23 protein-coding genes and 20 tRNA genes are annotated in these 23,404 nt (G+C 38.9%); 11 read left to right on the forward strand and 32 right to left on the reverse strand.

The window, feature by feature from the left end:
- Nucleotides 1-2 precede the first annotated feature (2 nt).
- Both AC623_RS11095 and AC623_RS11100 read right to left on the reverse strand, forming a co-directional pair.
- Nucleotides 3-2,189: an acetate--CoA ligase family protein gene (locus AC623_RS11095; protein ID WP_049662489.1), complete on the reverse strand. Its 2,187-nt coding sequence runs from the start codon at nucleotides 2,187-2,189 to the stop codon at nucleotides 3-5.
- A gap of 330 nt (nucleotides 2,190-2,519) precedes the next feature.
- Nucleotides 2,520-4,556, reverse strand: coding sequence for a helix-turn-helix domain-containing protein (locus AC623_RS11100; protein WP_049662490.1), 2,037 nt, complete (start codon nucleotides 4,554-4,556; stop codon nucleotides 2,520-2,522).
- A gap of 354 nt (nucleotides 4,557-4,910) precedes the next feature.
- Between AC623_RS11100 and AC623_RS11105 the strand changes: the two genes are divergently transcribed.
- The 8 genes from AC623_RS11105 (at nucleotide 4,911) to AC623_RS11140 (ending at nucleotide 9,619) form a co-directional block, all read left to right on the forward strand.
- Nucleotides 4,911-5,579: an MOSC domain-containing protein gene (locus AC623_RS11105; protein ID WP_049662491.1), complete on the forward strand. Its 669-nt coding sequence runs from the start codon at nucleotides 4,911-4,913 to the stop codon at nucleotides 5,577-5,579.
- A gap of 344 nt (nucleotides 5,580-5,923) precedes the next feature.
- Nucleotides 5,924-6,196: an autorepressor SdpR family transcription factor gene (locus AC623_RS11110; protein WP_049662492.1), complete on the forward strand. Its 273-nt coding sequence runs from the start codon at nucleotides 5,924-5,926 to the stop codon at nucleotides 6,194-6,196.
- A gap of 1 nt (nucleotide 6,197) precedes the next feature.
- On the forward strand, nucleotides 6,198-6,824 hold the full coding sequence (locus tag AC623_RS11115; protein ID WP_049662493.1) for an SdpI family protein: 627 nt from the start codon (nucleotides 6,198-6,200) through the stop codon (nucleotides 6,822-6,824).
- Nucleotides 6,825-6,990: 166 nt separating this feature from the next.
- A complete protein-coding gene (locus tag AC623_RS11120) occupies nucleotides 6,991-7,338 on the forward strand; it encodes a hypothetical protein (protein WP_049662495.1) in 348 nt (115 codons plus the stop codon).
- A gap of 24 nt (nucleotides 7,339-7,362) precedes the next feature.
- A complete protein-coding gene (locus tag AC623_RS11125; RefSeq protein ID WP_049662496.1) occupies nucleotides 7,363-7,587 on the forward strand; it encodes a hypothetical protein in 225 nt (74 codons plus the stop codon).
- Nucleotides 7,588-8,003: 416 nt separating this feature from the next.
- Complete coding sequence (locus AC623_RS11130) at nucleotides 8,004-8,468, forward strand: hypothetical protein (protein ID WP_053104131.1); 465 nt, start codon at nucleotides 8,004-8,006, stop codon at nucleotides 8,466-8,468.
- 506 nt (nucleotides 8,469-8,974) lie between these two features.
- Complete coding sequence (locus AC623_RS21070; RefSeq protein ID WP_049662498.1) at nucleotides 8,975-9,097, forward strand: YjcZ family sporulation protein; 123 nt, start codon at nucleotides 8,975-8,977, stop codon at nucleotides 9,095-9,097.
- 339 nt (nucleotides 9,098-9,436) lie between these two features.
- Nucleotides 9,437-9,619, forward strand: coding sequence for an aspartyl-phosphate phosphatase Spo0E family protein (locus AC623_RS11140; RefSeq protein WP_049662500.1), 183 nt, complete (start codon nucleotides 9,437-9,439; stop codon nucleotides 9,617-9,619).
- Between the two features lie 830 nt (nucleotides 9,620-10,449).
- On the opposite strand, the gene AC623_RS11145 is transcribed toward AC623_RS11140, so the two are convergent.
- The 3 genes from AC623_RS11145 to AC623_RS11155 form a co-directional block, all read right to left on the reverse strand.
- Nucleotides 10,450-10,887 (reverse strand): hypothetical protein, encoded by a 438-nt coding sequence (locus tag AC623_RS11145; protein WP_049662503.1) that lies wholly within the window; start codon nucleotides 10,885-10,887, stop codon nucleotides 10,450-10,452.
- A gap of 695 nt (nucleotides 10,888-11,582) precedes the next feature.
- Complete coding sequence (locus AC623_RS21955) at nucleotides 11,583-11,891, reverse strand: nitroreductase family protein (protein WP_231603481.1); 309 nt, start codon at nucleotides 11,889-11,891, stop codon at nucleotides 11,583-11,585.
- A gap of 422 nt (nucleotides 11,892-12,313) precedes the next feature.
- The gene (locus AC623_RS11155; RefSeq protein ID WP_049662505.1) at nucleotides 12,314-12,919 is read right to left on the reverse strand and encodes a TetR/AcrR family transcriptional regulator; all 606 of its coding nucleotides are present in this window, start codon (nucleotides 12,917-12,919) and stop codon (nucleotides 12,314-12,316) included.
- 194 nt (nucleotides 12,920-13,113) lie between these two features.
- On the opposite strand from AC623_RS11155, the gene AC623_RS11160 reads away from it, so the two are divergent.
- Nucleotides 13,114-13,851, forward strand: a complete 738-nt coding sequence (locus AC623_RS11160) for an SDR family NAD(P)-dependent oxidoreductase (protein ID WP_049662507.1) — start codon at nucleotides 13,114-13,116, stop codon at nucleotides 13,849-13,851.
- A 215-nt stretch (nucleotides 13,852-14,066) separates the two neighbouring features.
- On the forward strand, nucleotides 14,067-14,852 hold the full coding sequence (locus tag AC623_RS11165) for an SDR family oxidoreductase (RefSeq protein WP_049662509.1): 786 nt from the start codon (nucleotides 14,067-14,069) through the stop codon (nucleotides 14,850-14,852).
- Between the two features lie 303 nt (nucleotides 14,853-15,155).
- On the opposite strand, the gene AC623_RS11170 is transcribed toward AC623_RS11165, so the two are convergent.
- From AC623_RS11170 to AC623_RS11180, 3 genes are all read right to left on the reverse strand, one after another.
- Complete coding sequence (locus tag AC623_RS11170; RefSeq protein ID WP_049662512.1) at nucleotides 15,156-16,547, reverse strand: amino acid permease; 1,392 nt, start codon at nucleotides 16,545-16,547, stop codon at nucleotides 15,156-15,158.
- Between the two features lie 341 nt (nucleotides 16,548-16,888).
- Nucleotides 16,889-17,470, reverse strand: coding sequence for a DUF4256 domain-containing protein (locus tag AC623_RS11175; protein ID WP_049662515.1), 582 nt, complete (start codon nucleotides 17,468-17,470; stop codon nucleotides 16,889-16,891).
- Nucleotides 17,471-17,982: 512 nt separating this feature from the next.
- Nucleotides 17,983-18,180: a CDGSH iron-sulfur domain-containing protein gene (locus tag AC623_RS11180; RefSeq protein ID WP_049662518.1), complete on the reverse strand. Its 198-nt coding sequence runs from the start codon at nucleotides 18,178-18,180 to the stop codon at nucleotides 17,983-17,985.
- Between the two features lie 421 nt (nucleotides 18,181-18,601).
- Between AC623_RS11180 and AC623_RS11185 the strand changes: the two genes are divergently transcribed.
- Entirely contained in the window at nucleotides 18,602-19,405 is an 804-nt protein-coding gene (locus AC623_RS11185) for a CPBP family intramembrane glutamic endopeptidase (RefSeq protein ID WP_231603483.1), read from the forward strand.
- Nucleotides 19,406-19,464: 59 nt separating this feature from the next.
- On the opposite strand, the gene AC623_RS11190 is transcribed toward AC623_RS11185, so the two are convergent.
- From AC623_RS11190 to AC623_RS11305, 24 genes are all read right to left on the reverse strand, one after another.
- A complete protein-coding gene (locus tag AC623_RS11190; protein WP_049662520.1) occupies nucleotides 19,465-19,872 on the reverse strand; it encodes a YybH family protein in 408 nt (135 codons plus the stop codon).
- Nucleotides 19,873-20,140: 268 nt separating this feature from the next.
- Nucleotides 20,141-20,404 carry a DUF1292 domain-containing protein gene (locus AC623_RS11195; RefSeq protein WP_049662522.1) on the reverse strand — a complete coding sequence of 88 codons (264 nt, stop codon included), beginning with the start codon at nucleotides 20,402-20,404 and terminating at the stop codon, nucleotides 20,141-20,143.
- 272 nt (nucleotides 20,405-20,676) lie between these two features.
- Complete coding sequence (locus AC623_RS11200) at nucleotides 20,677-20,958, reverse strand: hypothetical protein (RefSeq protein WP_049662523.1); 282 nt, start codon at nucleotides 20,956-20,958, stop codon at nucleotides 20,677-20,679.
- Nucleotides 20,959-21,086: 128 nt separating this feature from the next.
- Nucleotides 21,087-21,308: a hypothetical protein gene (locus AC623_RS11205; RefSeq protein ID WP_049662525.1), complete on the reverse strand. Its 222-nt coding sequence runs from the start codon at nucleotides 21,306-21,308 to the stop codon at nucleotides 21,087-21,089.
- Between the two features lie 242 nt (nucleotides 21,309-21,550).
- A tRNA-Ser gene (locus tag AC623_RS11210) sits at nucleotides 21,551-21,641 on the reverse strand.
- Nucleotides 21,642-21,652: 11 nt separating this feature from the next.
- Nucleotides 21,653-21,727: transfer RNA gene (locus AC623_RS11215), tRNA-Asn, on the reverse strand.
- Nucleotides 21,728-21,733: 6 nt separating this feature from the next.
- Nucleotides 21,734-21,807 (reverse strand) — tRNA-Ile (locus tag AC623_RS11220).
- Nucleotides 21,808-21,821: 14 nt separating this feature from the next.
- A tRNA-Gly gene (locus AC623_RS11225) sits at nucleotides 21,822-21,895 on the reverse strand.
- A 12-nt stretch (nucleotides 21,896-21,907) separates the two neighbouring features.
- A tRNA-Cys gene (locus tag AC623_RS11230) sits at nucleotides 21,908-21,978 on the reverse strand.
- 12 nt (nucleotides 21,979-21,990) lie between these two features.
- Nucleotides 21,991-22,065: transfer RNA gene (locus tag AC623_RS11235), tRNA-Gln, on the reverse strand.
- A gap of 14 nt (nucleotides 22,066-22,079) precedes the next feature.
- Nucleotides 22,080-22,155 (reverse strand) — tRNA-His (locus tag AC623_RS11240).
- Between the two features lie 14 nt (nucleotides 22,156-22,169).
- A tRNA-Tyr gene (locus AC623_RS11245) sits at nucleotides 22,170-22,254 on the reverse strand.
- A gap of 9 nt (nucleotides 22,255-22,263) precedes the next feature.
- Nucleotides 22,264-22,339, reverse strand: a tRNA-Phe gene (locus AC623_RS11250).
- Between the two features lie 41 nt (nucleotides 22,340-22,380).
- Nucleotides 22,381-22,457: transfer RNA gene (locus AC623_RS11255), tRNA-Asp, on the reverse strand.
- Between the two features lie 4 nt (nucleotides 22,458-22,461).
- Nucleotides 22,462-22,535, reverse strand: a tRNA-Met gene (locus AC623_RS11260).
- A 25-nt stretch (nucleotides 22,536-22,560) separates the two neighbouring features.
- A tRNA-Ser gene (locus AC623_RS11265) sits at nucleotides 22,561-22,653 on the reverse strand.
- Nucleotides 22,654-22,656: 3 nt separating this feature from the next.
- A tRNA-Met gene (locus AC623_RS11270) sits at nucleotides 22,657-22,730 on the reverse strand.
- A gap of 15 nt (nucleotides 22,731-22,745) precedes the next feature.
- A tRNA-Ala gene (locus tag AC623_RS11275) sits at nucleotides 22,746-22,818 on the reverse strand.
- Nucleotides 22,819-22,851: 33 nt separating this feature from the next.
- Nucleotides 22,852-22,928: transfer RNA gene (locus AC623_RS11280), tRNA-Arg, on the reverse strand.
- 13 nt (nucleotides 22,929-22,941) lie between these two features.
- A tRNA-Leu gene (locus AC623_RS11285) sits at nucleotides 22,942-23,030 on the reverse strand.
- A 6-nt stretch (nucleotides 23,031-23,036) separates the two neighbouring features.
- A tRNA-Gly gene (locus tag AC623_RS11290) sits at nucleotides 23,037-23,111 on the reverse strand.
- A 35-nt stretch (nucleotides 23,112-23,146) separates the two neighbouring features.
- A tRNA-Leu gene (locus tag AC623_RS11295) sits at nucleotides 23,147-23,228 on the reverse strand.
- 7 nt (nucleotides 23,229-23,235) lie between these two features.
- Nucleotides 23,236-23,311: transfer RNA gene (locus tag AC623_RS11300), tRNA-Lys, on the reverse strand.
- 4 nt (nucleotides 23,312-23,315) lie between these two features.
- A tRNA-Thr gene (locus AC623_RS11305) sits at nucleotides 23,316-23,391 on the reverse strand.
- Nucleotides 23,392-23,404 lie beyond the last annotated feature (13 nt).

Consider the following 23,404-nt stretch of genomic DNA (forward strand, 5'->3'; position numbering starts at 1 on the left):
GTTTACCCCCCAACCTCTGTTTTCTCAGCGATACGGCTATTCGTTACGATAAGCGCATCGGCTGCTTTCAAGCCACTCTCATATACAATGAGCGGATTAATGTCTAGTTCATCGATCATGCCTTCTGAATCAGAAATAAGTTCAGATACTTTGAGTAATACATGGATAATGGCCTCACGATCAGCAGGCGCCTGACCGCGCGCACCTGAAAGAATGGCTTTGCCTTTGATTTCCTCTATCATTTCCACGGCATCCTGTCTTGTAAGCGGAGCCACTCTGAATGATACATCTTTGAGCGTTTCAACAAAGATTCCACCTAAACCAAACATGATGATCGGACCAAAGACAGGGTCCTTCGTGACACCAATAATGACTTCCGTGCCTTTAGGAAGCATTTCCTGAACAGATACGCCATTAATGACTGCATTCGGATTATATTGCTTTGCAGAGCGCAAAATATCAGCATATGCATCGATCACTTCATGGTCATTTTGTAAATGAAGCCTGATGGCATCGGCATCTGTTTTGTGGGGAATGTCTTTGGAATCTACCTTCAATACAACTGGGTAGCCAATGTTTCTAGCGGATTGAACGGCTTCTTCCGCTGTAGCAGCTAAGGCTTTTTGAGCAGTTGAAATCTGGTAAAGCTCTAATATTTCACTCGCTTCAAATTCACTTAATGTCACACCAGGTTTTAGTAAGCTCTCTAATGCGCCTTTTAATTGACTCCCCTGAAGCGTACGCTGTTCTGCCAGCTCATTCGCCTGTTGGTTACGGCGGTATTTCTCACTGTAATCAACCAGTTTGGCAAGAGCTGAAATCGGCTGTAAATCTCCTGTGATCACTGGAATGCCGTTTTTCTCCATTTCCATGGCTCCTTTTGGAATAGACATTCCTTGCAGCGGGAAAGTGGTGACGAAGATGAATTTGTCCGAGCTTTTGCATATCTCAATAAATTCCTGAAGCAAAGGATGATCGGCACCCCAATGCATTGGGAATTCGGTCAGAATGATATTATGAACTTCAGGATCCTCAACAAGTGCCCGCAATGGTGCAATAAATAATTCTGGATTCGTTACCGCTGCGGCAGCCGTTAAATCGATGGGGTTAGACGTACTCGCAAATGACGGGACAGATTGTTTCATTTTTGCTTTTGTCTCTTCTTTCAGCGGAATGATCGTAAGGCCGTTCGCTTCACAGCGGTCTGCTTCGTTAATACCTCTTCCTCCAGAGCTTGTAATAAGTACCGTGTTGCGTCCAGCAGGCAATTTTCCTGAGAGAAACAGCTTGGAAAAAGAAATGATTTCTTCATAATCATTTGCTCTAATTATGCCTGTCTGCTTAAAGAAGGCATCATAGACCTGATCTGAACCAGCAAGAGATCCAGTATGAGAAGCGGCTGCCCGGCTTCCTGCTGAACTGCGTCCTGTCTTCATTACAATCATAGGCTTATTACGGTTAAGTGCTTCTTTCGCTAACTTGCGCAGCTTAGCAGGATCTTTGGCTCCTTCCAAATAGCCACTAATCACTTTCGTGTTTGGATCGTGAACCATGTACTCGACGATATCTGCAAATTCCGTTTCCATTTCATTGCCAACCGTTACAAAGTAATTAAAGCTTAAACCGTGCTGGGCCGCCGCCATATAAGTAAGAACTCCGAAAGCCCCACTTTGGGAAACATAGCCAACGGCACGGTTGTCACTTAATGGGTAAGCCATTACGCCAGGCGAAAAGGTGCCAACGAGCCCGTTCAGCGTATTCACCATACCTACACAGTTCGGGCCGATTAAGCGAATGCCGCTCTTTCTGGCAATCTCGGCAAGAACCTCTTGTTGTTTTGCTCCCTCTTCACCTGTCTCAGAAAAGCCGGAAGCAAAGATGATGGCCGCTTTTACCTTTTTCTGCGCACACTCTTCCAGGCTTTGCTGAATTTGATTCGCGCCGACACAAAATATCGCTAAATCTACAGGCTTCGGTACGTCTATAATAGACGGGTAACACGTCAATCCTTCTATTTCTGTCGAGTTAGGATTAATCGGGAAGATGTCTCCGCCAAACTCTCCATCTATTAACGCTTTTATCTGAATATAACCAAGCTTGTTAGGGTTCTTCGATGCTCCTAATACTGCAACAGAATGAGGATAAAATAATGGTTCGAGACTTTTTCCGGAAACGCTTTCACAACTCATGCTTTTCACCCCGATTTAACATATTTGAATAGACATCCATCCTTGATTGCTATCATACAAAACCGACTTCAACAATTAGAAAAATAAAAGATACTTAGATTATTTAATTGTTAGGGAGTAAAATTTTTAAAAAACTGTGTAACCCTTGCTAGATAAGGAGATGAAATAGTGTAAAGAATTTTAATGCACATGATAGTCCCGACCTTATACTTCATAACCTCGACAAATGGATAAGATAAACTTTTTTTGCTTCTCCATGCTCTCTGCTTTTGGACATAAAAAAGAACGCAGTGCCCATCTTTGAAAATGGGCACTGCGTTCTTTTAACTGTTAATCGAAGCGTTCCAGCCACTTGATCAACCTTGACTGAATTTTGTTAGATGGAGTTTTAATCCCTCTTTCAATGCTGCTTAAATAAGAAGAAGATATCTCCATCTCTTCTGCTGCATCATGCAAGGATAGATTTAACCCTTCTCTTATTTTTCTTATTTGGCTTCCGCTTATTTCACTTGATTCTTCTGCTCGATAAGGAACCTGCTGTACTTTTGGCATACTTAATACCGATTGCTTCCTTTTAATTGGACGGTAGTGTTCTTTTACATATTCAGGCGGATCAATGATGATCGTCGAATGAGCCCAAACACGCCCCCACCCTTTTTGATCGGCAATTAACTCGTCCCATTTTTCATAATGCCAGGATTGAATGAGTCCATCTTGCTGCAGCGTATCCAGCGCTTTTTCCAATCGGTCTCTCGTGCGCGAAGGCATACGTTCATTCATATGGATACTAATGGCCTCTAGCAATGTACTTACTTTATTCGGCTGCAGAAAATCGCCCTTTCTAGCTTGAATCCGCCAGCGCCAGCTTAAATATCTGGCCAGCCGCTTTTCCCAGGTTTTACGATACGGGTCATAGTGCAACGCTTTCACTGGAAGAAGCGCTACTTGCCTTCCCGAACCACATAAGTACTTGGCAAATACTCGATCGACGGTATAACGGATTTTTTTCTCGTTCATTTCTTCTGTTATCCGGCAATCTTGTCTTTCTTGATCAACAAACAGAAAAGCTCGTCCTTCAAGTTTTGTTTCTACTGGTTTTCCTTTTTCATAGATAATCGATTTGTCTAGCTCAATCCACAAATTTTGAATTGTCGAAAGCGATTTCAACACTTGACGCCGTTGTTTTAGTTCATAACCGCCTCGGCGGCCTTCTCCGCCCAATTTTGATTTTAATCCACGAATAGACAACAAATCATCGATATTAACTTCTACTATATCTTTGTAATATTTCGCTTTAGATAAAAAGATGGCACAAAGCGCATCAAATACATCAGCATCTAAGTCTGACAGTCCTTCAGCTTGTTCCCATGATTCCTTAATAATAGGATGAGCAGCATTAAACCGATAGTGATCTTTATTAAAGGGTTTGATTTGGAGCATGCCCGTCATATTTCCTTTATCAAGAGGCATAACAGGCCAAGAGGATGATTCATTTGTTTTAAAATTTTTCTTATAAAGAGCTTCTCGAACGGATTGATAGGGTGCATTATTCATGACGGATAAAAAGTCTTTCGCAGCTAGAGTTGAATCATTTCCAGGAGTTAACGTTGAAAGTGTATGAAAAAAAGAGTCCTTTTTAAAATTAAACAGTGCTTCAATGTCATGCACTGTACAATCTTCTAGATTTAACGATCTGCTAATTTTCTTTATCCATTCTAACGTGTAAGTATTGACTATACTTGTAAACCTGATAATAAAATCATGGTCTTCAGATAAATGTTTTGATATAGATTGATAAAAAAGGTCATTTAACTCTTTCTTTTCTAATGCCTCTAAGCGGTGAGAACCAATAGATTGCACCATTTCCTCGAGTACCCATTCAGTTAAATGCATGCGGCACCATCTGCAAAAGCCTTCCCATGCTTCGTCATTCACTAAAAAGGTATCTTTCTTCAAAATATTTTCAATGTTGAGGATAGATGAGCTTTTCAACTTTTTATCATTCAGGATGGAAGATAGGGGTTGAGAAAATTTTTTATATTTCATTAGGAGATGGTTCACAATGTTAGTAGCGATTTGTCTAATTAGCCGATTTCGTGCAGCAACACGTAAACTGTTAAAAACTTGGGCACTCTCCCTGTATACCCGATCCCAAATAATAAATGAGTTCGCACTCGTATTTTCAATAAAGATTGGCAAATCTGATGCTGCTCTCTCCTCGTTAGCCCCTTCTAATCCATGTGTCTTAGGATCATGCTCATACACACAAAGAATAAGAAAATCATCTATCTTTCCCGATAGCTGTTTAGAAAAGCTGTTTGTACTTCTTGCAGCTTTCTGTTTTAAGGCATGTTCATTTTCCAACATCGTTATGACCTCCCACATATCTACTAGGGGTATATGTCTCGATGAATATGTTTATTAAGCTCTACTATAATTAGTTACTCTCAAATGTAACAAAAAAATTCTGAATATTCAATATAGTAATTTGCTAATATTTCATTATTTACTATTATCTTTTTGCTCCAGCTAGTACGTTCCCTCTCCTTCAGTGCGCTTAGTCAAATCTGTTCACATATAAACTTTACTGATTTATCTACTTCTCCAGCTGATCATTAAACGAGTAAAATAGATGATCTATAAAAGATTTCATACAAAGCGTTCGCATAAATGGTAAAATTTAATAATGATCGATTACCCATGAGAAGCAGGTGCAAAAAAATGGACAGTACTACATTGATTGAATTAAAAAACTTTTCAATTGGCTTGCCTAAAACAATGAAGTATGGAAATGATCAAGAAATGGAGACAGGCATTTGCAAACAAACGGTTGAAGAAGCCTTTTTAACGAAAGAAGGCTTTCGGGGAGATGGAGTAGCGGACTTACGATATCACGGGGGGCCTGACCGTGCCGTATGTGTGTACCCGTATGAACATTATTTGCGTTGGGAAGAAGAATTTGCGAATCCTCTATCTCCTTCTACTTTTGGTGAAAATATAACGGTTACGAACATGCTGGAGAAAGACATTTATATTGGGGATATTTTCCGACTCGGTGAAGCGGTAATCCAAGTAACCCAAGGCAGAATTCCATGCAGTACCATTACAAAAAGAACGAATAACCCCGCTCTTTTAAAAAGAATAGTACAGACTGGATTGACAGGCTATCTGTGCCGAGTTTTAGAAGAAGGGATCGTTCGCAAAGACTCTAACATTGCATTGTTGGAATCCCATCCGAAACAGGTATCTATTCTTGAGGCAAATGAAATTTACTTTCGCAAACCAAAAGATAGCGAAGGAATGAAAAGAATTTTGGCTGTTGAAGAATTAGCGGATGAATGGAAAGAAATGCTCACAGAACGATTGAGCAAGCTGGCTCCCCTTCTCTAATTCCTTTCGGTTGTTTCCCATCAGATTAAAAGCCATTAAAAATCCTGCTGCAGAAACGGCAAAGGCAGCGGGATTTACTTTTAACTTTCAGATGAAATATGCCTCCCCGTCTCGTTGTTCTATTGATAACTTTCTCTTAACTTCAGCTCTGTTCCCCTCATTTACTTCCACCCTTTTCTTTACTCCATCTTACGTAAAGAAGTTGGAGGCAACAGATATGGGAAACTGTTCTTGTGGAGGAATATATTGACTTTCCTTGAAGGTAGCCATATTATATATTTAGATAATTGCCTAAATACCTAAATTGATTTTTCAGTAGGCGTTATAAGAAAAGAGGGTTTGACATGAATGAAGCTTTTAAAGCATTGTCTGATCCAAGCAGAAGAAAAATTCTCCACTTACTAAAAAAGGAAGATTTAACTGCAGGGGAAATTGCTGGTCATTTTAATATGACAAAGCCAAGCATTTCTCATCATTTAAATTTATTGAGGCAAGCCAATTTAGTAGAGTCTGAGAAAAAAGGGCAGCACATTATTTATTCGTTAAATACTAGTGTGTTTGAAGATGTTGTCACTTGGTTTATGGATTTTTTAACAAAAGATGAGGAGGGGAAATGAGATGAAGAGAAATTGGTTTGGATTATGTATAGTAATGCTGAGCTTAATTGGAACCTATATTTCTTATCCATATTTACCCGAACAGATCGCTGTCCATTGGAACTATAAAGGGGCTCCAGACAGCTACAGCCCAAAGTCCCTCGGTGTATTGATTTTTCCTATCATTATAATTGCCTTATATATTTTAACTGCAATACTCCCAAAAATTGATCCCAAGAAAAGCAATTTCAAGAGATTTCAACGTTCATATTTTCGAGTCATGAATGGAATTCTTGTGTTTTTATTTTTAGCTCAGATTGTGCAAATTACAGGCGGCATAGGCATTGTGAATCCAGCATATATCGTTCCTGAATTAGTAGGTTTGTTATTTATCTTCATCGGCAACTTAAGTCCTAAATTTAAACCTAATTATTTTATCGGTATTCGGACGCCTTGGACCTTAGCTCGTGAAGATGTATGGAAAAAAACTCATAGATTCGGCGGAAAGCTATTTGTTCTTTCGGGGTTGCTGTTGTTGTTTGTCCCTATGATCCCAGCTGCCATTCAAGCTTACTATACCTTATCAATCATTGTGATTTGTTTAGCCCTTATCGTCTTTTCTTCCTACTATTTTTTCATCAAGGCCTAACAAAACCTTCCTCTTTGGAGGTTTTTGTTTTTCTTCAGTGAATGCTTCGTCTTTCCTTTAGTTTTCCCTCCTCTCTATCAAACAATGATTCATTTATGCCTCACTTGCAAGATAGCTGGAATTTTACGTTAATACGGGTTTAGAAATAATGTTAGGAGGTCATGACTTGGATGGAGACGGATTAGGTTGGCTTATTATTTTTATATTGCTCTTAACGATCAATGGAGCTGCTTTTGTGAAGATGAGCCATAGTGCGGCGGCACCGGTGAAGGAGGAGCTTTCGCGCTGCATTCATAGGTTTGATTATTGTAGGAAAAGAGATTCTGTACTTTTTAATTGGACTCGTTATGAAAATAGCACATTTTCTAAAAAACAGAGGAATAACTCATATAAAAATAGCTTAGAGAGTACATTTAGTCATTTTTATATTGTACAATACACACTTTTTCTAGATGATCCCACGACTTGTCCTTATTCCCCCAATTACAAGCACCTAACTCTATCCTATACATAAGATGCATGTAAAGGAGGGTTCCACATGCCGTGGCAAGACAAAGTTAGTCAATTAATGGGGCAATCTGTAGGAATTTCATTTTCCAATGGCCAAGGAACTTCAGGTATTTTGTGCAGAGTATCCGGAGGGAAAGTTTTCGTGATTGAATATTTATATAAAACTCAATTCGCTTTAAAACAATATGATTCTCGATTGATCCAAGATATCAATGGATTTCCTCCTTGCCAAAACCGACAATCCTTATACTAATTACCCTATCCCTCTTTTCATAAAGAGGGTGAATTTTTGCATGCTGCCATTAAAATAGAGAATTCCTTAAAAAAAGCATTATCAATATGGCCCTGCCGTTTCAATCCAATACCGAAAAGCTTCCGCAGGAATCCACATAACAAAGCTCTGTGTGCACTCATATTATTAGACGTATATTTACAAACAACCGAATTCTTTGTTGACGATAACAAAGATAGTTCAAACCTAAAGAGCTCTTTAGTTTGACACTAACCCCATTCCCTGAATAGGATTGCGTCAAGTAAAGGAAGGAGTTATGAGAGAAGAAGCAGAACTCTTAGTTGTTCAAGTAATTGAAAAAAAGTTCAGTAAATACGATATCTTGTTTTATAACGCCAGAATAAAGAAGACTGTCTATTAGGGAGAGAAGTGCAGGAATGAATAGGTGGTTATTTATATTGGTCCTTCTTATTGGACTTAATCTAATGGGATGTTCAAATGAGAAACTGTCGGGAGGAAAGCCGCCAAAAGCTTTTATAGAGATTGATAATGTAAGGTTTGAAATTACACTTGGTACTTATTGTTGGAGTGGAAGCGGAAAAGGTACTTGTGTTGATACTGCCGGGCCAGTTGAGCTCTTAAAAGACAAAACACCTATAAAAGTCAAACCTGGTGAAACTATATCATTCGTAATAGACTACGAACCAAAGCCAAATGAATCTCATGTTGTACAAATAAGTAATAACAACGAAAATGAAGTCAAGGTTAAAGACAATAGCTTTACCGCACCCATGCAAAGCGGAGTGTATTATTATTCTTATGGCGTATGGTGGATGGATGAACAGGAAACGAACGTATCTCATGGCGATGCCTTTTACGCCTTCGTTTTAGAAGTAAATTAGCTAATTCATTAAATAGCACCTTAATGGAACTAGAATGATAGAAATAATCGAACTAGTTATAAAAGAGATTCAATTGAATGTACGAAAAGTATGGTTGGATCAATTACGATTCCACAAGTTTGTTAAGAAGGTGCAGCGATTCATTGCATTTACGGAACAAACCAACTGTGCACAAAAAGAGCTTAGACGGTATCTAATCTAAGCCCCGTTACATCATGTTCGGTATAAATAAGTTCATAAAAAAGAAATAGCCTATTGCATTAATAAAAATGAGACAAGGATTATGATGATAGGAAATTTGTTAGATTTCAAACCGACACCCCATTCCTAATTTTAACCGAAAAGAATTTCACTTCACAAACTGTTGCGCAGTTTGCGCCTATTACGCATTAACAACAACTGTACAGTACTAAATTTATTTTTTCTATATAATTACATGTTTGTCCATTTCGAAGAGAACAAGCTTTGCATAATATGTATTAACTCATGAATAGGAGGTGATATGTATGTCATGCTATAGCGGCGGTGGATACAGCGGCGGTGGAATGGGCAGCTGCTTTGCTTTAATTGTTGTTCTCTTCATCCTATTAATTATTGTTGGTGCATGTTTCATGGGCGGTAGCTACTAATCTTTTTAAGATGTAGGAACCAAGCTTAACCAAATTTAAAAACCATCCCCTTTACTTACTATCGAAGCGTCGAATGACGCTTCTTTTCTTCGTATTTTGTGTCAAATAACCTTCTTGTAGATTTTCCCCCAAATTGGAAATTATGTTTAGAGAGCCACCTTTTATTCCCCTCGGAACATATCCGCCAGGAGAATTTCCTGGCTTTTTTCTTTTTAAATGTGCTTGTTGTAATCTTTTTAGAGATTTTGTCGAAACTCCCCATTTAGTACAAAAGTTCTATATAATATTACCCACAAACACTTCTTAACCAATAAATAGATAAAATGGGAGAGGATGCACATGATTAACGCTAAAGCAGTTGATGAGCTAATGAATCGAATCAACCACCTTCGAAACTTAATGATTTTAACAGGACTGCGTGATGGTCTTAATGCTGATCAAACGTTAAAATACAGTGAAGAATTGGACAAACTGATTCACAAATATCAGCTCATAACCGCGTCCTTATCCTACAAGGCATAGCCAGGAGCTTTCCCGGCTTTTTATTTTATCTTAATTTACTCAGTTGATAATGTTTCAACATTTCAAAGCCCTCAATATGAACAATAACTGCACAGATGTTGCCGCGAAGCCGACTCCCATCGTTCTCGGCCTCCTGCTTTTACAAATTGCGGCCAGTTAAACCATAAATCGTTGCAGTTTACAAGTGCTTCTCGACGCCCGTGAAATCATTTGGATACACTGGAGGAACTTCATGGTGGATACAATTCATTTAATGGCATATTTTCAACGGAATGTGCAGTAAATATATTCCACCAAAACAAGTAAGCTAACTAACCCTTCGATAATTCTTTATTTATTTAGAGATTCACCACTTGTAGGAAAACGTTATTATTGATACACTTGCCTTTCATAGTCCTTTTGCTATGAAAAGGAGTGTCACTATGGTAAGTGATAATGAACGGCCGATTTTCTCAAGAGAATTAGATCATTTACTTAGTGAACTAGAAAGATGTAAAGATGCTCAGTTAAGAGCCATCATCTGCGAACACATTTCTTTAATACGCTTAGTGTTGATCGGTAGATCCGATTAACGCTTTTTTTCTTCAATGTAATATCCCATTTTTCAAGTCGTTCTATGACGCATTTTGGGTCTACTGTTCATCACTTTGGCCATGAAGTCATATCAATAAGAAGGTTGCAAAAAGGCAAGCCGCCCCTAGCTCTTTTCGCAAAGTTTTTTGTAGTTAAAAAAGGCATTATCTGTGCGACAACATTAAGGGGCTCAATCATTTCCACTCTCATCATTTTAGAAGTAAATGTTTCCCTTCTTTTCGCTCTTTCCAGATCACTCAATAAATCAAGTTAGGTAATAAAGAGATAACTTTAAAAGTAACAAATAGCATAATTCCGATGATGAGTTGATTGATGCCTTTATTATAAAGCTCAAATTTCTTTGCACAAATTATTGAATTGACATAAATCTGCAAACTTAAATCATTTAACAATTCTTCCTCAGATATGTTGTTGATTTTGTATTTAAACACCACATGATTATCTAATTTAGCAACGGCTCCCCAAAACGGTACTGACTGAGGCTCCACTCCTAGTTGCCGATATATATTTGGATCAATACGTCCCTTTAGAGCGTAAAAAAAATAGTAAATGGCCCTGCTAAAGAAAAATATCGAACTGATAAACAGAAGTAAGAAAATTAACGGCAAGAGATATTGACTGCCTTCTAGCTGAAACACCTTTAAGTTTTCTAGGCATACTTGTATAGTCTTCATTATCGTGTCACTAGCAAATATCAATCCTAAGAAAACGCCAGTAAAGCTAATAACGAAAGAAATTTTTGTATCGATCGTTCCTAGCCTTTATGCGTTCAAGTGCCTGGCATAGACTTTCTTCTTTCTTATTCTCTCCCATACATAATGTCTCCCCTTTATACCCTAACAAATTAAATATAAAGTGATATATGTAAATTATTCTTAACATTTAAAATGGTGACAGCCTTATAATTAGGACTATAAAGTCAACACTTCTGTGAGAGGATCATGCCCTTGACGCGGTATTGTAAAAAGCCGCAAAAAATAGAGGTTGATCCCTATTCGTCCTAACTAATAGGGATCAACCTCTTACTTCCTGCCCAGCAAAGCAGCCATTGGCTAAATTTTATACAGTTCAATCTTTTCCTCCGCCATGTTAACATCGAGAACTACTTCTTATTTCCATCTCTCCCTCTTTCTAAACGAATACCATAAACATTTAGCCCTTTATTCTTCATTTATGTTTATTAACACTTATTTTTCTTGTTATGGTCAGTGCAAAATAAACAGATATAAAGAAAAAACAAAAGATTTTCAAATAAATAGTAAAAAAACCGAGCAATCTTGCCCCGGCAAATTCCCCACTCGAAAAAAGCCTTGCCAAGTCTTTTCCCCACAAGGCCTATCTGGCATATTCTATTCTATATTTGCTGCTTTTAAGAACGAGAGCCAAAGGAGTCTGTATGCACGATTTCTTCAAACGGCAGATGTTTCTTTGGTTTCGGCTTCTCATCTATTTCTCCTATCCCCATTACTGTAACAATACGGTGGTCATCAGGAATATGGAGGGCCTGTCGTACGTAAGATTCACGTCTTTCCGATTCCTCTGCGTCTTCAGAGTGATAAATAGCGCCAAACGCTCCGCCTAGCCCCTCCCCTTCGGCAGCTAGCCATATAAATTCAGAGGCAATAGATGCGTCCTGCAGCCAATATTTGCTTATAGACGGGCGTTCCGGCTCCCGCATTCGCCAGCCACTTCATAAACGGAGTAGCCGTCGATAAATGAATGAGTTTTGCCCGATCAGTCACAATAATAAACTCGCGAGATGGCAGGATATTCCCAGAGGGTGCTAAATAACCTGCATGAACCAGTCGTTCCGACACACTTTCAGCCAATTTTGCGGTACAAATGATTTGATTTCTCTTCGGCCTTCTATTGCTTCATATACATTCATTTTGATCCGCTCTTTTTTTATCTTACCAAATGATTTAGAAAATTGTAAAAAGCCTCCCCCTCTAAAAATTAGAAGTCTATATATCTATGTCTCTTAAGAAATAACCAGGCGTGATCCCCATATCCCAATTACATTTACATGAACGACAATTTCTCCGTATTTTTCATTCCCATTTTGAAGCGTTCCTTTTCCCTTTCAACCCTATCTCTTACTTAGTTCTGTCCAATATACTTAAGTGAGTAAATATGTGTTTTCGTTAGATCAATGACCTCTTCAATAAATTTCTCTTGAGTTTCTCTAAAGCCGCTTTGGATCCAATTCTGGAGAAGTCCGTAAAAGCCATAGGCTGTATATCGTTTAAAGTAATCCATATTGACTGGGGTGTTGTTGATTGTTTCAAAAATAAATTGTTCCTCATAAATTTTTAAGATCGTTTGAGGAAAACCTGTATGTAATCCCGGTAACGTGTCATCGTAGTTAATCAGTTCAAAAAAATTCCGGTTTTTATAGATATAAGAAACGATATTAAAAGATGGTGCGTTTAGCTTAGCTGTATACACTTTGTGGCCAGGTACATACGGTCTGCCTACTGAAACTTCCAACCCTCGAAGCATGGAAACAAGCAAATCTCCAGCTAATTCATTTTTATCTAGATAATGAGTATAAAAAGTACTGCGATTATAAGAGGCATAATCGACAATGTTTTTGACAGTAACGGAATGGTAACCTTTTTCCTTCACGAGTTCAATCAATGCCTGCTTTAAATGTTCTTTTGTCCGATTTTGTCGTTGAGATGCTAGGATTTGTTCACTCTTCATAAAAAAGCCTCCTCTCAAAATAGACAGATTCACCATAAGTGTCTAACTAGTAGACACCTTATAGGATCTTAATGATTGTTAAATATACACAGGGTAGTACAATTAAATTGTAAACAAATTAGCACAGACAATAAACCTGTCTAGCACTTTTCTCTTGATGTGACAAGAAAATTTTAATACTAGGAGGGCTTAGAATGGGAAAATTACAAGGCAAAGTAGCTGTGATTACTGGTGGAGCATCTGGTATTGGAGCAGCAACAGCACGTTTATTCGTATCAGAAGGAGCCAAAGTGGTTCTTGTTGATTTAAATGAGGAAAAAGGGAAAGCTTTTGAGAAAGAGTTGAAAGCACTGAACGCTGAAGCCCTTTTTGTAAAAGCAAATATTACAAATGAAGAAGAGGTCGCAAATATATTTAAACAAACCATTGAACTGTTCGGAAAAGTGGATATTGTCTTCAACAATGCCGGTATTGGCCGGGTCCATCCTTCACATGATTTAGAGTACTCAGAATGGCGCAATACCGTAAATGTTGACTTAGATGGCGTCTTCTTAGTAGCACGTGAAGCCATCCGCGAAATGTTAAAAACAGATGGCGGTACGATTGTGAATACAGCCTCTATGTACGGTTGGGTTGGGTCACCTGGTTCAGCAGCCTATAACGCAGCAAAAGGCGGCGTGATTAACTTAACTCGTTCACTTGCACTTGAATATGCAGAACAAAACATTCGCATCAATGCGTTATGTCCAGGCTTTATTGATACACCTATTATACCAGAAGAAAGCAAACAAGTTTTAGCTGCAGCCACACCGCTAAAACGTCTCGGTAAAGCAGAAGAAATGGCAAAAGCGGTCCTGTTCTTGGCTTCTGATGATTCATCATTCATGACTGGCAACAGTTTAACAGTTGATGGTGGGTATACGGCTCAATAATGCATTAGAAATGGCCTTTTGTTTCGGGTTTAAAAAAGTGAACTGCTTTTTTTATGATTCTAACCTTGTAGAATCATGTACATTATCCACGATCTGAGTAGGAAAAGATAATTTATACGTAATTGGAGATAATGTAAATAAAGGTCATTCAAAAGGAGATTTAAACGTAGGTTATTCATCGCTTCCTACGATAATAATAAAGGAGGAAATTTTCAATGAGCAATCGTTTCGATGAGAAAGTGATACTGATTACAGGTGCTGGATCTGGTTTAGGTCAAGCCTCTGCCCTACAAGCAGCAAAAGAAGGAGCGAAACTTTCACTCGTTGATTTAAACACTGCCTCATTAGAGGAAACAAAAAATAAAGTGTTAGAAGCTGCACCAGCCACAGAAGTATTGCTTATCACTGCGAATGTGGCAGATGAAAAAGCAGTTGAAAACTATGTAAATGAAACAGTTGAGAAATTCGGAAAAATTGATGGTTTCTTCAACAATGCAGGAATTGAAGGAAAACAAGACCTAACAGAGAATTTTGGTATTGAAGAATTCCAAAAAGTAGTTAATGTCAACTTAAATGGTGTGTTCTATGGTTTGAAATACGTATTGAAAGTCATGAAAGAACAAGGTTTTGGCTCTATTGTTAATACTGCTTCTGTTGGCGGTATTCGTGGGGTAGGAAACCAATCTGGTTATGCAGCTAGCAAGCATGGCGTGGTCGGGCTAACAAGAAACTCTGGAATCGAATATGGTCAATATGGCATCAACATCAATGCCATTGCACCAGGCGCCATTATGACACCAATGGTCGAAGGGTCATTAAAACAAATTGATCCAGACAACTGGGAAGAAGTAGGCAAACAATTTGTTGAGCCAAATCCAATGAAACGTTTCGGCAAACCAGAAGAAGTAGGTTATTTAGTAGCCTTCCTGCTGTCTGATCAATCTAGCTTCATCAACGCAACTGTTATTCCAATCGATGGTGGGCAATCTTATAAATATTAAGATTTATTCAAGTACAACAAGAAATTCTAAGGCTGCAAAGCGCTTTTTCAAGAAAGCTTTGCGGCCTTTTCTTATTTTAACGCTCCTTGTGATCCCAATAGACAAGATCCCTACCATGCAGCATTAAAAAACGTATGCGTTCTATTCTGGTCTTCAATTCGTATGAAACAGTTACTTCTATATTGAAGCCATATAAATGATACGTTTTATGAAAAAAAACATTGTTCCGAAGAACAGTGCCTCAGTTTGTCGACAAACTGAAGTGAGCTTACATTGTTTATGTAAGCTCACTTTGTGTATTTCTTATTCTTTATTCATTACGCTATGCTTTTTACCATAAGAAAAATAGAGGATTAACCCAAACACAAACCAAATACCGCATGCAATCCACGTATAAATAGAGAGCTGGGTAATTAAAAATAAACATAACAAGAATGAACAAATTGGCAGGATTGGAAAGAATGGTACTTTAAACCCGTTCGATGGTATGCTCTTATTTTTTCTTAAATAAATAACGCCGATTGAAACGATTGTAAATGCAAGTAACGTTCCCATGTTTACTAGTTCTGCTAGTTTAGACAATGGGACGAAGCCGGCACAAAAAGCTACGAGTGTTGCAAAGACCCACGTATTTTTAACAGGAGTTTTATATTTTTTATTAAGCTCATACATGCTTTTCGGCAGCAATCCATCGCGGCCAAACGCGTAAAGAAGTCTAGTCCCGCCATATGACATAACAAGTATAACGGTCATCATCCCAACCACAGCACCAAGTGAAATAACGCCAGCTATCCAATCTTGATGAACTAACTGCATCACAAAGCTAACTGGATCACTTACATTTAACTTTGTATATGGAACCATCCCAGTCAAAACAAGCGAAACAGCTACATAAAGGATTGTACAAATAAATAATGAACCGATAATTCCGATTGGCATATTACGTTGTGGATTCTTTACCTCCTCAGCCGCTGACGACACAGCATCGAACCCGAGATAAGCAAAGAAAACAAGGGCTGCCCCGCTCATAACACCATTTACGCCGAATGGCATAAATGGCTGCCAATTAGCAGGCTCAACATAAAAAATACCCACGCCAATAAATAAAAGAATAACCCCTACTTTAATAAATACCATGATCATATTGAATTTTGTAGATTCTTTTATTCCAAGCGTTAATAAGAAAGCAGTGGCAAATATAATGGCAATAGCCGGTACATTTACATAGGTTCCATCTGCTGGATTAAAAGAACCGGAGATGGCCTTTGGAATAGTAATATTAAAGCCTTCTAACAGAGCACTTAAATAAGCAGACCAACCAGTTGCAACCGCTGCAACGGCTAAACCGTATTCTAACAGCAAAGCCCATCCAACTAACCAAGCGACTAATTCTCCAAATACAATGTATCCATACGTATAGGCACTACCTGTTACCGGCACGGATGAAGAAAACTCTGAATAACACATAGCTGCCAATGCACAGACGATAGCAGCTATAATAAAGGAAAAAATGATAGCTGGTCCGGCGTGGTTCGCGGCTACTGTCCCAGGAAGGATAAATATACCTGTTCCGACAATGGCACCAACCCCCAGCAGCATTAAATCAAAAGCTCCTAATGTTTGTTGCAGCTGGACATCTCCCTTTTTTTTCAGCAACTCCTCAATATTTTTTTTCCTGAATAATTTATTTTTCATACTGAACCCTCATTTTTAGAAATATGTAAAAATTCTATATGATTATCTCTTAAAGGTCAACTAGTTTTGTCGAATTACCAATATTTTTGTCGAATTATAATATATTTTTCGAAAATTAGTTAAATAATTGACTAGTTACTAAAAAAGAGATGTGATTTATATGGGAAGCATCAGGAAGGTACTGATTTACTGGCTAAAGGAGTTTACCATACTAAAAAGTCCAATTTCTCTATTTTGTATTGAGAAATTGGACGTGTTTTGTTGCTCCAGAAAAGCACCCAATTGGTAAAACCTTTCTCTAATGTGATTCGTTCTCAAGTCTGCATTTTACCGTCTGAACTTTAAACCCTTAGCGAGCCACGAAATCCTCTGGCGGCATAGTAAGATTCTGCTCCGTTGTGATAGACAAAGACATGCCCGAAACGATAATCACAAAAAAGTGCACCGCCGAGTTCTCTAATATCAGAAGGCGTTTGTACCCAGCTCGACGTTTTCATATCGAAACTTCCAAGTGTCTGCAACGCTCGATATTGTTCTTCTGTTAAAAGTTCAATGCCCATGGCAGACGCCATATCAACCGCATTATTTTCTGGTTTATGTTTCTTCCTTGATTCCAGCGCTTCGCGATCATAACAAACACTTCTGCGCCCCTTAGGACTTTCCGCTGAACAATCACAAAAAATGTATTTGTTCGTCTTTTTATCATGGCCAACAACATCTGGTTCGCCGCCTGTTCTTTCCATTTCATGGAGCGACCACAGTTTTTGGGTGTTAACTTCTAGCTTTTCTTGGACTTTAACCCATTCAACACCCTTATGGCGGTGCATGTTTTTTTCAAAACGAGCTTTCAATGCTCTGAGTAATTCTTCACGCTGCTCTAGTGGCAATTCCTCTTGATAGCCGATTTCATTTCTCTTTGTCATTTTAGTTTCTCCTTGTTTTTATTCATAACCATTTATCTTACAATAAATCATTTAACTAGCGGTATAAATTCAGTTTACAATAAATTATATGATGAAGAAAATACATTCCCCTCTACACTTTGTTCCATCTATCGAAACACAGGATTTGAATCAAATTTAATTGCAAATGATTATAAAGCCACACCCAATTCGTACATTAGATTTCTATAATTGAAGAGATATCAAAACTATAAATTGGAAAGTATGAGCGCACTGGCCGCCATCTGCAATAAGAAGATGAAGCTTTATATCATTCAAACGACGGGAAAATGGCGTGCAAGCAACCTTGTTGGCACGCCATTTTCTATTTTGTTATGTATTTGCAGCACGGAATATCGTACGTTTGTCTTCATACTAGTCAGACATTCTTACGTATTTCTATCAGTTGTTCACATTTCCACGATTGAATGATGACTGTCTAATTTAAAGTATTTTACTACCTATTTAAGAAAGGGTGAATAGGCTCCGATTCACTAATTGGCCCTTACTTTGCTTTCAAACTTACCGCGATGTGAACCGTCACAAAACGGTTTGTGATTGGACAAACCACAACGACACAACTTGAACTGTTCTCCAATGTTGAACGGATTCCCTTCACCATCCACTAGCTCTACATCTCCTGTAACGACAGCTGGCCCATTATCCGTTACTTTGATAACAACTTTGGACATTTTTATCCCTCCCTTAAGATTTGTTCATCCTGAATTATTGCCTTCCTTCGATATTCTTATGCAGCATTACTAATTTAATCTTTGTCTTAATGTCAGTTAAATCAACATGAGGGTAGATGTATTTTTGGATAAGCACTGTTTAGGTTTGTTAATTATTAAAAGATCTATTTCGTTCGATCTAAACTATCCAAATATTAGCTGTCTCCAAGACCTAATAACCTGATAAGAGTAATTGAGCGTTCTTGCTAAAAGTTTGCGGGATCCTGCTCATAGATGTATTGTTAACGCCATATTCTTACCATCCCCAAACCATTTCAAACTTTTTTACTGCCGCTATCTCTTCAATTTAAGTGTTAATTTTTAAATCTTTCTCAAATACTTTAGTTATAATTAAACCATGCATATTCGATTAAGGGAGGAGATGAATATAGATCATACATTCGTTAGGAATGCAGTTTGCTTATCTTTATTTGTTTTGCTTATTGTTTCCCTACAAACTAAAAGTTACTTTCTGATTTGTTTATGGATCTTATGTTCTATTTTTTTATTTATTTATTTCAATAAGTCTATAAGACTATTCGTCATTACTAATATACTTTTTGGCATAGGCTTCTTTATGTATTTGTATATAAATTCGCATTGGGTTATTCACATAGAAGCAAAAGAATTAAACATATTTTTAAACCGCTTTTCATTAGTGATCATCCTCACTCTACTGGCCATACCTGCTCTCTTTTCTCGTTCTCCATTTATCAAGTATTGGAGGAAGGCAGAATGGAACGGATTCATTCATTTTCCCTTCATTTGGTCAGGCTTTCATCAAGCGAAGGTTAAATTCTTTCTACTCATAGCCATAATAGTAAATGTTTTAATATTCACACCATTCATTGTTCTAAACGGCTGGTCTTTTATTCGAGAAATCTGGTTTCTGGCTATCGTTTTTTCCACTACAAATGCACTATTAGAAGAACTCATTTGGAGAGGAGCTCTTTTAAGCCGCTTTTCAGAACAGTTCGGTGAAAAATGGGCAGTCGTTATAACGAGCTTAGGGTTTGGTTTACAACATTATTCTCTCGGTTTCCCATGGCTTGTTTGTATAGCATTTTCTATTGGCGGAATGTTTTATGGTGGGATGACAATAAAATCGAAAAGCATTATTCCCTCTGTTGTATGGCATATAGTGTTAAATATACTTATGGTGTTAAGCGGCTTCATCTTAAAATAGAGACGAATAAAAGTCCCGGAATTCGAGACTTTTTTATAAAATAATATTTAACAAACATGTTAGATCGTTTTCAATCCTTCGTTAGTTATTAAGTCCGTTCCATATGAGTTATCAATGGCACAAAGCCATTCTCCATGTGAATTTTTCTTAAATACGTAGGTTGCTCTTCTATCCATAGAATAGTCAACTTCTTGTTTATCAGCCTCAAGGAATGTTTGGGAAATGACTAACGCCGTATCACCCGCTTCTAAAATAGTCATTTCTCCCTGTGTTGGCACAAGAGAATTGTTAAAGTATTGGGCAATGGCTATAAATGCTTTTTTAATTTCCTCTTTGCCTCTTGCAATCCTCCCTGGCTTTATAACAAGAATCGCATCCTCTGTATAGTAATTCATCAGCCTGTCAAAATCCTCCTGCTTAATGGCGAGATCACACTTTCTGATCACTTCTTTTAATTCATGTTCCATAAAACACTTCCTTTCTGCTATTTCTAATAGAGTGATTAGATAAATTTTACATGATGACTAGCTGTTAAACTATATTTTTATCATCTTAGCTAATAAAAAGAAAAAAGCCAACAGACCACTGCCGACTTTTTTCTCTTTATTAGCTCAGTTATACTTGGTTGTTGACTTTTGCTGCAGGCGGACGCTTTCCGCCACAATCCACTATTGAAAAACAGCCGTCCTTTTTAACGGAGCTTTTTATTAAATTAAAATGGTTTCCTGAAGACCACTAGTCTTCCATGATTTCATCAAAAGCTGCTGAAACTTTGTCGAACTCTTCATCGCTTTCTATAGCTGTAAAGTCTCCATCCTCGTCTACTTTTAAAAAGAAGATATCGATGTCTTCTTCTGTTTCTTCTTGAAGATCCTCTACGAAAGCAACAGCTACATACTGGGTTCCTTCAATGTTAATTTCCGCCAGCACCTCAACTTTTTGATCCTGGTCATTTTCATCACTAATTGTAAACACTTCGCCTACTTCAATGTTCTCCATACGATGACCTCTCTCCTTTATAAAACTGATCCTGAGCTTATTGCCTTTAAAAAGCAGCCCTACTCATTTTATTTCCAAATAGCCCTCAATTCATGCAGAAAATGAAGATTTTAAAAATTAACGTACGAGGGGCCTTGGGGCTAGTGTCACTCCTAAAAGCACTGCAGCCGTGACGGCGATAACTAATCAAGTAATACTCTAATTTCTCTGTATCTGTTGACCTAAACTTTAGTCATCATAAGCATTTAAAAAGTAAACTATTCTTGCGTTTACTAAAACTTATATATATTTTTGAACTTGTTAGTAGCCTTACATTTTGGACATTTAACATTCACTTCTACATTAGCAGCTCGGTTTCTTCCGCCGCTTACAGTAACGCTCTCTAAGACAATTACTTGATCTGTTACTTCTTTTCCCAAGTATATTTTGCGGTAAGTTTCTGTGGAACAATCTCCCTTCACAACAGCTACATAATCAATTTTTGTTCTACATATTAGACACTTTTCTTCACCTTGTACTACATCTTCATCTACTCTAGTTACTGGAAATATCATTTTACCCACCCCTTTTCCCTTGTACTTCGGCAAAAAGAGTCATATCCCTTTTACCATTTATCTTTTTTGTAAAATTTATACAAGCTAATCAACAAAAAGTCCCTTTTGCATAAAAGGGACCTTGCTTTTTATTTCTCCATCGGCACAACTTCCAAATAATCGTCCAACTGGTCGACTGGCAGCTCCAACTGCGATCCGTCACTTAGTATAAGAGCAATAATGCCCTCCTCCTCTTCAGTCGGTTCTATTAACGTCACAGAAAGACTGCTCTCCTTGCATCGGATGTCAACTTTATTTTCAAATATAAAGTCATCTAAATCCTCAAAATTTTTAATTCCCTTTAAGATCAAAAAAACCATCCCCTTTCGTGGTTATGGTTTTATTTCAATATAGATTGGCAAAATCCTTTTATAAGTTAGAAAAAACTCGTCCTCGGGAATGCGTTTTTCCGGATTAATGACCCAGATCTAATTATTCTCTTTTTAGGACACAAACTTACTGAAAAACCATTTCTCCTTCATCTCGTAAGCCATGTATAAAAACCCTCATTTTTCAGAATAGAGAAAAATGAGGGTTTGGTTTAAATTATGTATGGCGGAGAAGGAGGGATTTGAACCCTCGCGCCGCTTACGCGACCTACACCCTTAGCAGGGGCGCCTCTTCAGCCTCTTGAGTACTTCCCCATAAAAAAACATGGCTCCGCAGGCAAGATTCGAACTTGCGACCGATCGGTTAACAGCCGATTGCTCTACCACTGAGCTACTGCGGAACAAAGTGGGCCTGAATGGACTCGAACCATCGACCTCACGCTTATCAGGCGTGCGCTCTAACCAGCTGAGCTACAGGCCCATTTATAAACTAAATGGAGCGGGTGATGAGAATCGAACTCACGACATCAGCTTGGAAGGCTGAGGTTTTACCATTAAACTACACCCGCATATGTTTCTGAAGGCAGCAACCGGATTTGAACCGGTGATAAAGGTTTTGCAGACCTCTGCCTTACCACTTGGCTATGCTGCCAGCAAAAGAAATTGGCTGGGCTAGCTGGATTCGAACCAACGAATGACGGAGTCAAAGTCCGTTGCCTTACCACTTGGCTATAGCCCAATATGTAAGTTGTATGGGGCGACTGATGGGAATCGAACCCACGAGTGTCGGAACCACAATCCGATGCGTTAACCACTTCGCCACAATCGCCATAGCTATAAAACTGGTGGAGGGGGACGGATTCGAACCGCCGAACCCTGAGGGAGCGGATTTACAGTCCGCCGCGTTTAGCCACTTCGCTACCCCTCCAAATTAAAATGGTGGCTCAGGACGGAATCGAACCGCCGACACATGGATTTTCAGTCCATTGCTCTACCGACTGAGCTACTGAGCCATTATATAATACGTTTTTTAGTTATATGTATATAATATAAATGGCGGTCCGGACGGGACTCGAACCCGCGACCTCCTGCGTGACAGGCAGGCATTCTAACCAACTGAACTACCGGACCAAGATTGCGGGGACAGGATTTGAACCTGCGACCTTCGGGTTATGAGCCCGACGAGCTACCGGACTGCTCCACCCCGCGACGATATACATATAAAAAATCAATATGGCGGAGGAAGAGGGATTCGAACCCCCGCGCGGTTTAACCCGCCTGTCGGTTTTCAAGACCGATCCCTTCAGCCAGACTTGGGTATTCCTCCATATAGCGGCGGAGGGGATCGAACCCCCGACCTTGCGGGTATGAACCGCACGCTCTAGCCAGCTGAGCTACACCGCCATTATTACTTATAAATGGAGCCTAGCGGGATCGAACCGCTGACCTCCTGCGTGCAAAGCAGGCGCTCTCCCAGCTGAGCTAAGGCCCCATGTTACATAAGTTGAAAGCTTAGTTATCAAAATGGCGCGCCCGAGAGGAGTCGAACCCCTAACCTTTTGATCCGTAGTCAAACGCTCTATCCAATTGAGCTACGGGCGCATAATTTTATAAATGGTGCCGAGGACCGGAATCGAACCGGTACGGTAGTCACCTACCGCAGGATTTTAAGTCCTGTGCGTCTGCCAGTTCCGCCACCCCGGCATTTTATGGAGCGGAAGACGGGATTCGAACCCGCGACCCCCACCTTGGCAAGGTGGTGTTCTACCACTGAACTACTTCCGCACAAAAAATGCATTTCTTCTATTAAATATAGTAAGTGCGGGTGAAGGGAGTCGAACCCCCACGCCTTGCGGCGCCAGATCCTAAGTCTGGTGCGTCTGCCAATTCCGCCACACCCGCATATAAATGGTGAGCCATGAAGGACAGGACTCTTCGACCCTCTGATTAAAAGTCAGATGCTCTACCGACTGAGCTAATGGCTCTTAGTGGTGCCGGCAAGAGGACTTGAACCCCCAACCTACTGATTACAAGTCAGTTGCTCTACCAATTGAGCTACACCGGCTTACTATGTAGAA

This window comes from Bacillus sp. FJAT-27231 (assembly GCF_001183975.1).
Lineage (GTDB): Bacteria > Bacillota > Bacilli > Bacillales > Domibacillaceae > Pseudobacillus > Pseudobacillus wudalianchiensis.

Bases quoted from the DNA above. Each gene is read 5' to 3' on its own strand.
- AC623_RS11095 (WP_049662489.1), bottom strand. From the start codon at position 2,189: ATGAGTTGTGAAAGCGTTTCCGGAAAAAGTCTCGAACCATTATTTTAT.
- AC623_RS11100 (WP_049662490.1), bottom strand. From the start codon at position 4,556: ATGTTGGAAAATGAACATGCCTTAAAACAGAAAGCTGCAAGAAGTACA.
- AC623_RS11105 (WP_049662491.1), top strand. From the start codon at position 4,911: ATGGACAGTACTACATTGATTGAATTAAAAAACTTTTCAATTGGCTTG.
- AC623_RS11110 (WP_049662492.1), top strand. From the start codon at position 5,924: ATGAATGAAGCTTTTAAAGCATTGTCTGATCCAAGCAGAAGAAAAATT.
- AC623_RS11115 (WP_049662493.1), top strand. From the start codon at position 6,198: ATGAAGAGAAATTGGTTTGGATTATGTATAGTAATGCTGAGCTTAATT.
- AC623_RS11125 (WP_049662496.1), top strand. From the start codon at position 7,363: ATGCCGTGGCAAGACAAAGTTAGTCAATTAATGGGGCAATCTGTAGGA.
- AC623_RS11130 (WP_053104131.1), top strand. From the start codon at position 8,004: ATGAATAGGTGGTTATTTATATTGGTCCTTCTTATTGGACTTAATCTA.
- AC623_RS21070 (WP_049662498.1), top strand. From the start codon at position 8,975: ATGTCATGCTATAGCGGCGGTGGATACAGCGGCGGTGGAATGGGCAGC.
- AC623_RS11140 (WP_049662500.1), top strand. From the start codon at position 9,437: ATGATTAACGCTAAAGCAGTTGATGAGCTAATGAATCGAATCAACCAC.
- AC623_RS11145 (WP_049662503.1), bottom strand. From the start codon at position 10,887: ATGAAGACTATACAAGTATGCCTAGAAAACTTAAAGGTGTTTCAGCTA.
- AC623_RS21955 (WP_231603481.1), bottom strand. From the start codon at position 11,891: ATGCGGGAGCCGGAACGCCCGTCTATAAGCAAATATTGGCTGCAGGAC.
- AC623_RS11155 (WP_049662505.1), bottom strand. From the start codon at position 12,919: ATGAAGAGTGAACAAATCCTAGCATCTCAACGACAAAATCGGACAAAA.
- AC623_RS11160 (WP_049662507.1), top strand. From the start codon at position 13,114: ATGGGAAAATTACAAGGCAAAGTAGCTGTGATTACTGGTGGAGCATCT.
- AC623_RS11165 (WP_049662509.1), top strand. From the start codon at position 14,067: ATGAGCAATCGTTTCGATGAGAAAGTGATACTGATTACAGGTGCTGGA.
- AC623_RS11170 (WP_049662512.1), bottom strand. From the start codon at position 16,547: ATGAAAAATAAATTATTCAGGAAAAAAAATATTGAGGAGTTGCTGAAA.
- AC623_RS11175 (WP_049662515.1), bottom strand. From the start codon at position 17,470: ATGACAAAGAGAAATGAAATCGGCTATCAAGAGGAATTGCCACTAGAG.
- AC623_RS11180 (WP_049662518.1), bottom strand. From the start codon at position 18,180: ATGTCCAAAGTTGTTATCAAAGTAACGGATAATGGGCCAGCTGTCGTT.
- AC623_RS11185 (WP_231603483.1), top strand. From the start codon at position 18,602: ATGAATATAGATCATACATTCGTTAGGAATGCAGTTTGCTTATCTTTA.
- AC623_RS11190 (WP_049662520.1), bottom strand. From the start codon at position 19,872: ATGGAACATGAATTAAAAGAAGTGATCAGAAAGTGTGATCTCGCCATT.
- AC623_RS11195 (WP_049662522.1), bottom strand. From the start codon at position 20,404: ATGGAGAACATTGAAGTAGGCGAAGTGTTTACAATTAGTGATGAAAAT.
- AC623_RS11200 (WP_049662523.1), bottom strand. From the start codon at position 20,958: ATGATATTTCCAGTAACTAGAGTAGATGAAGATGTAGTACAAGGTGAA.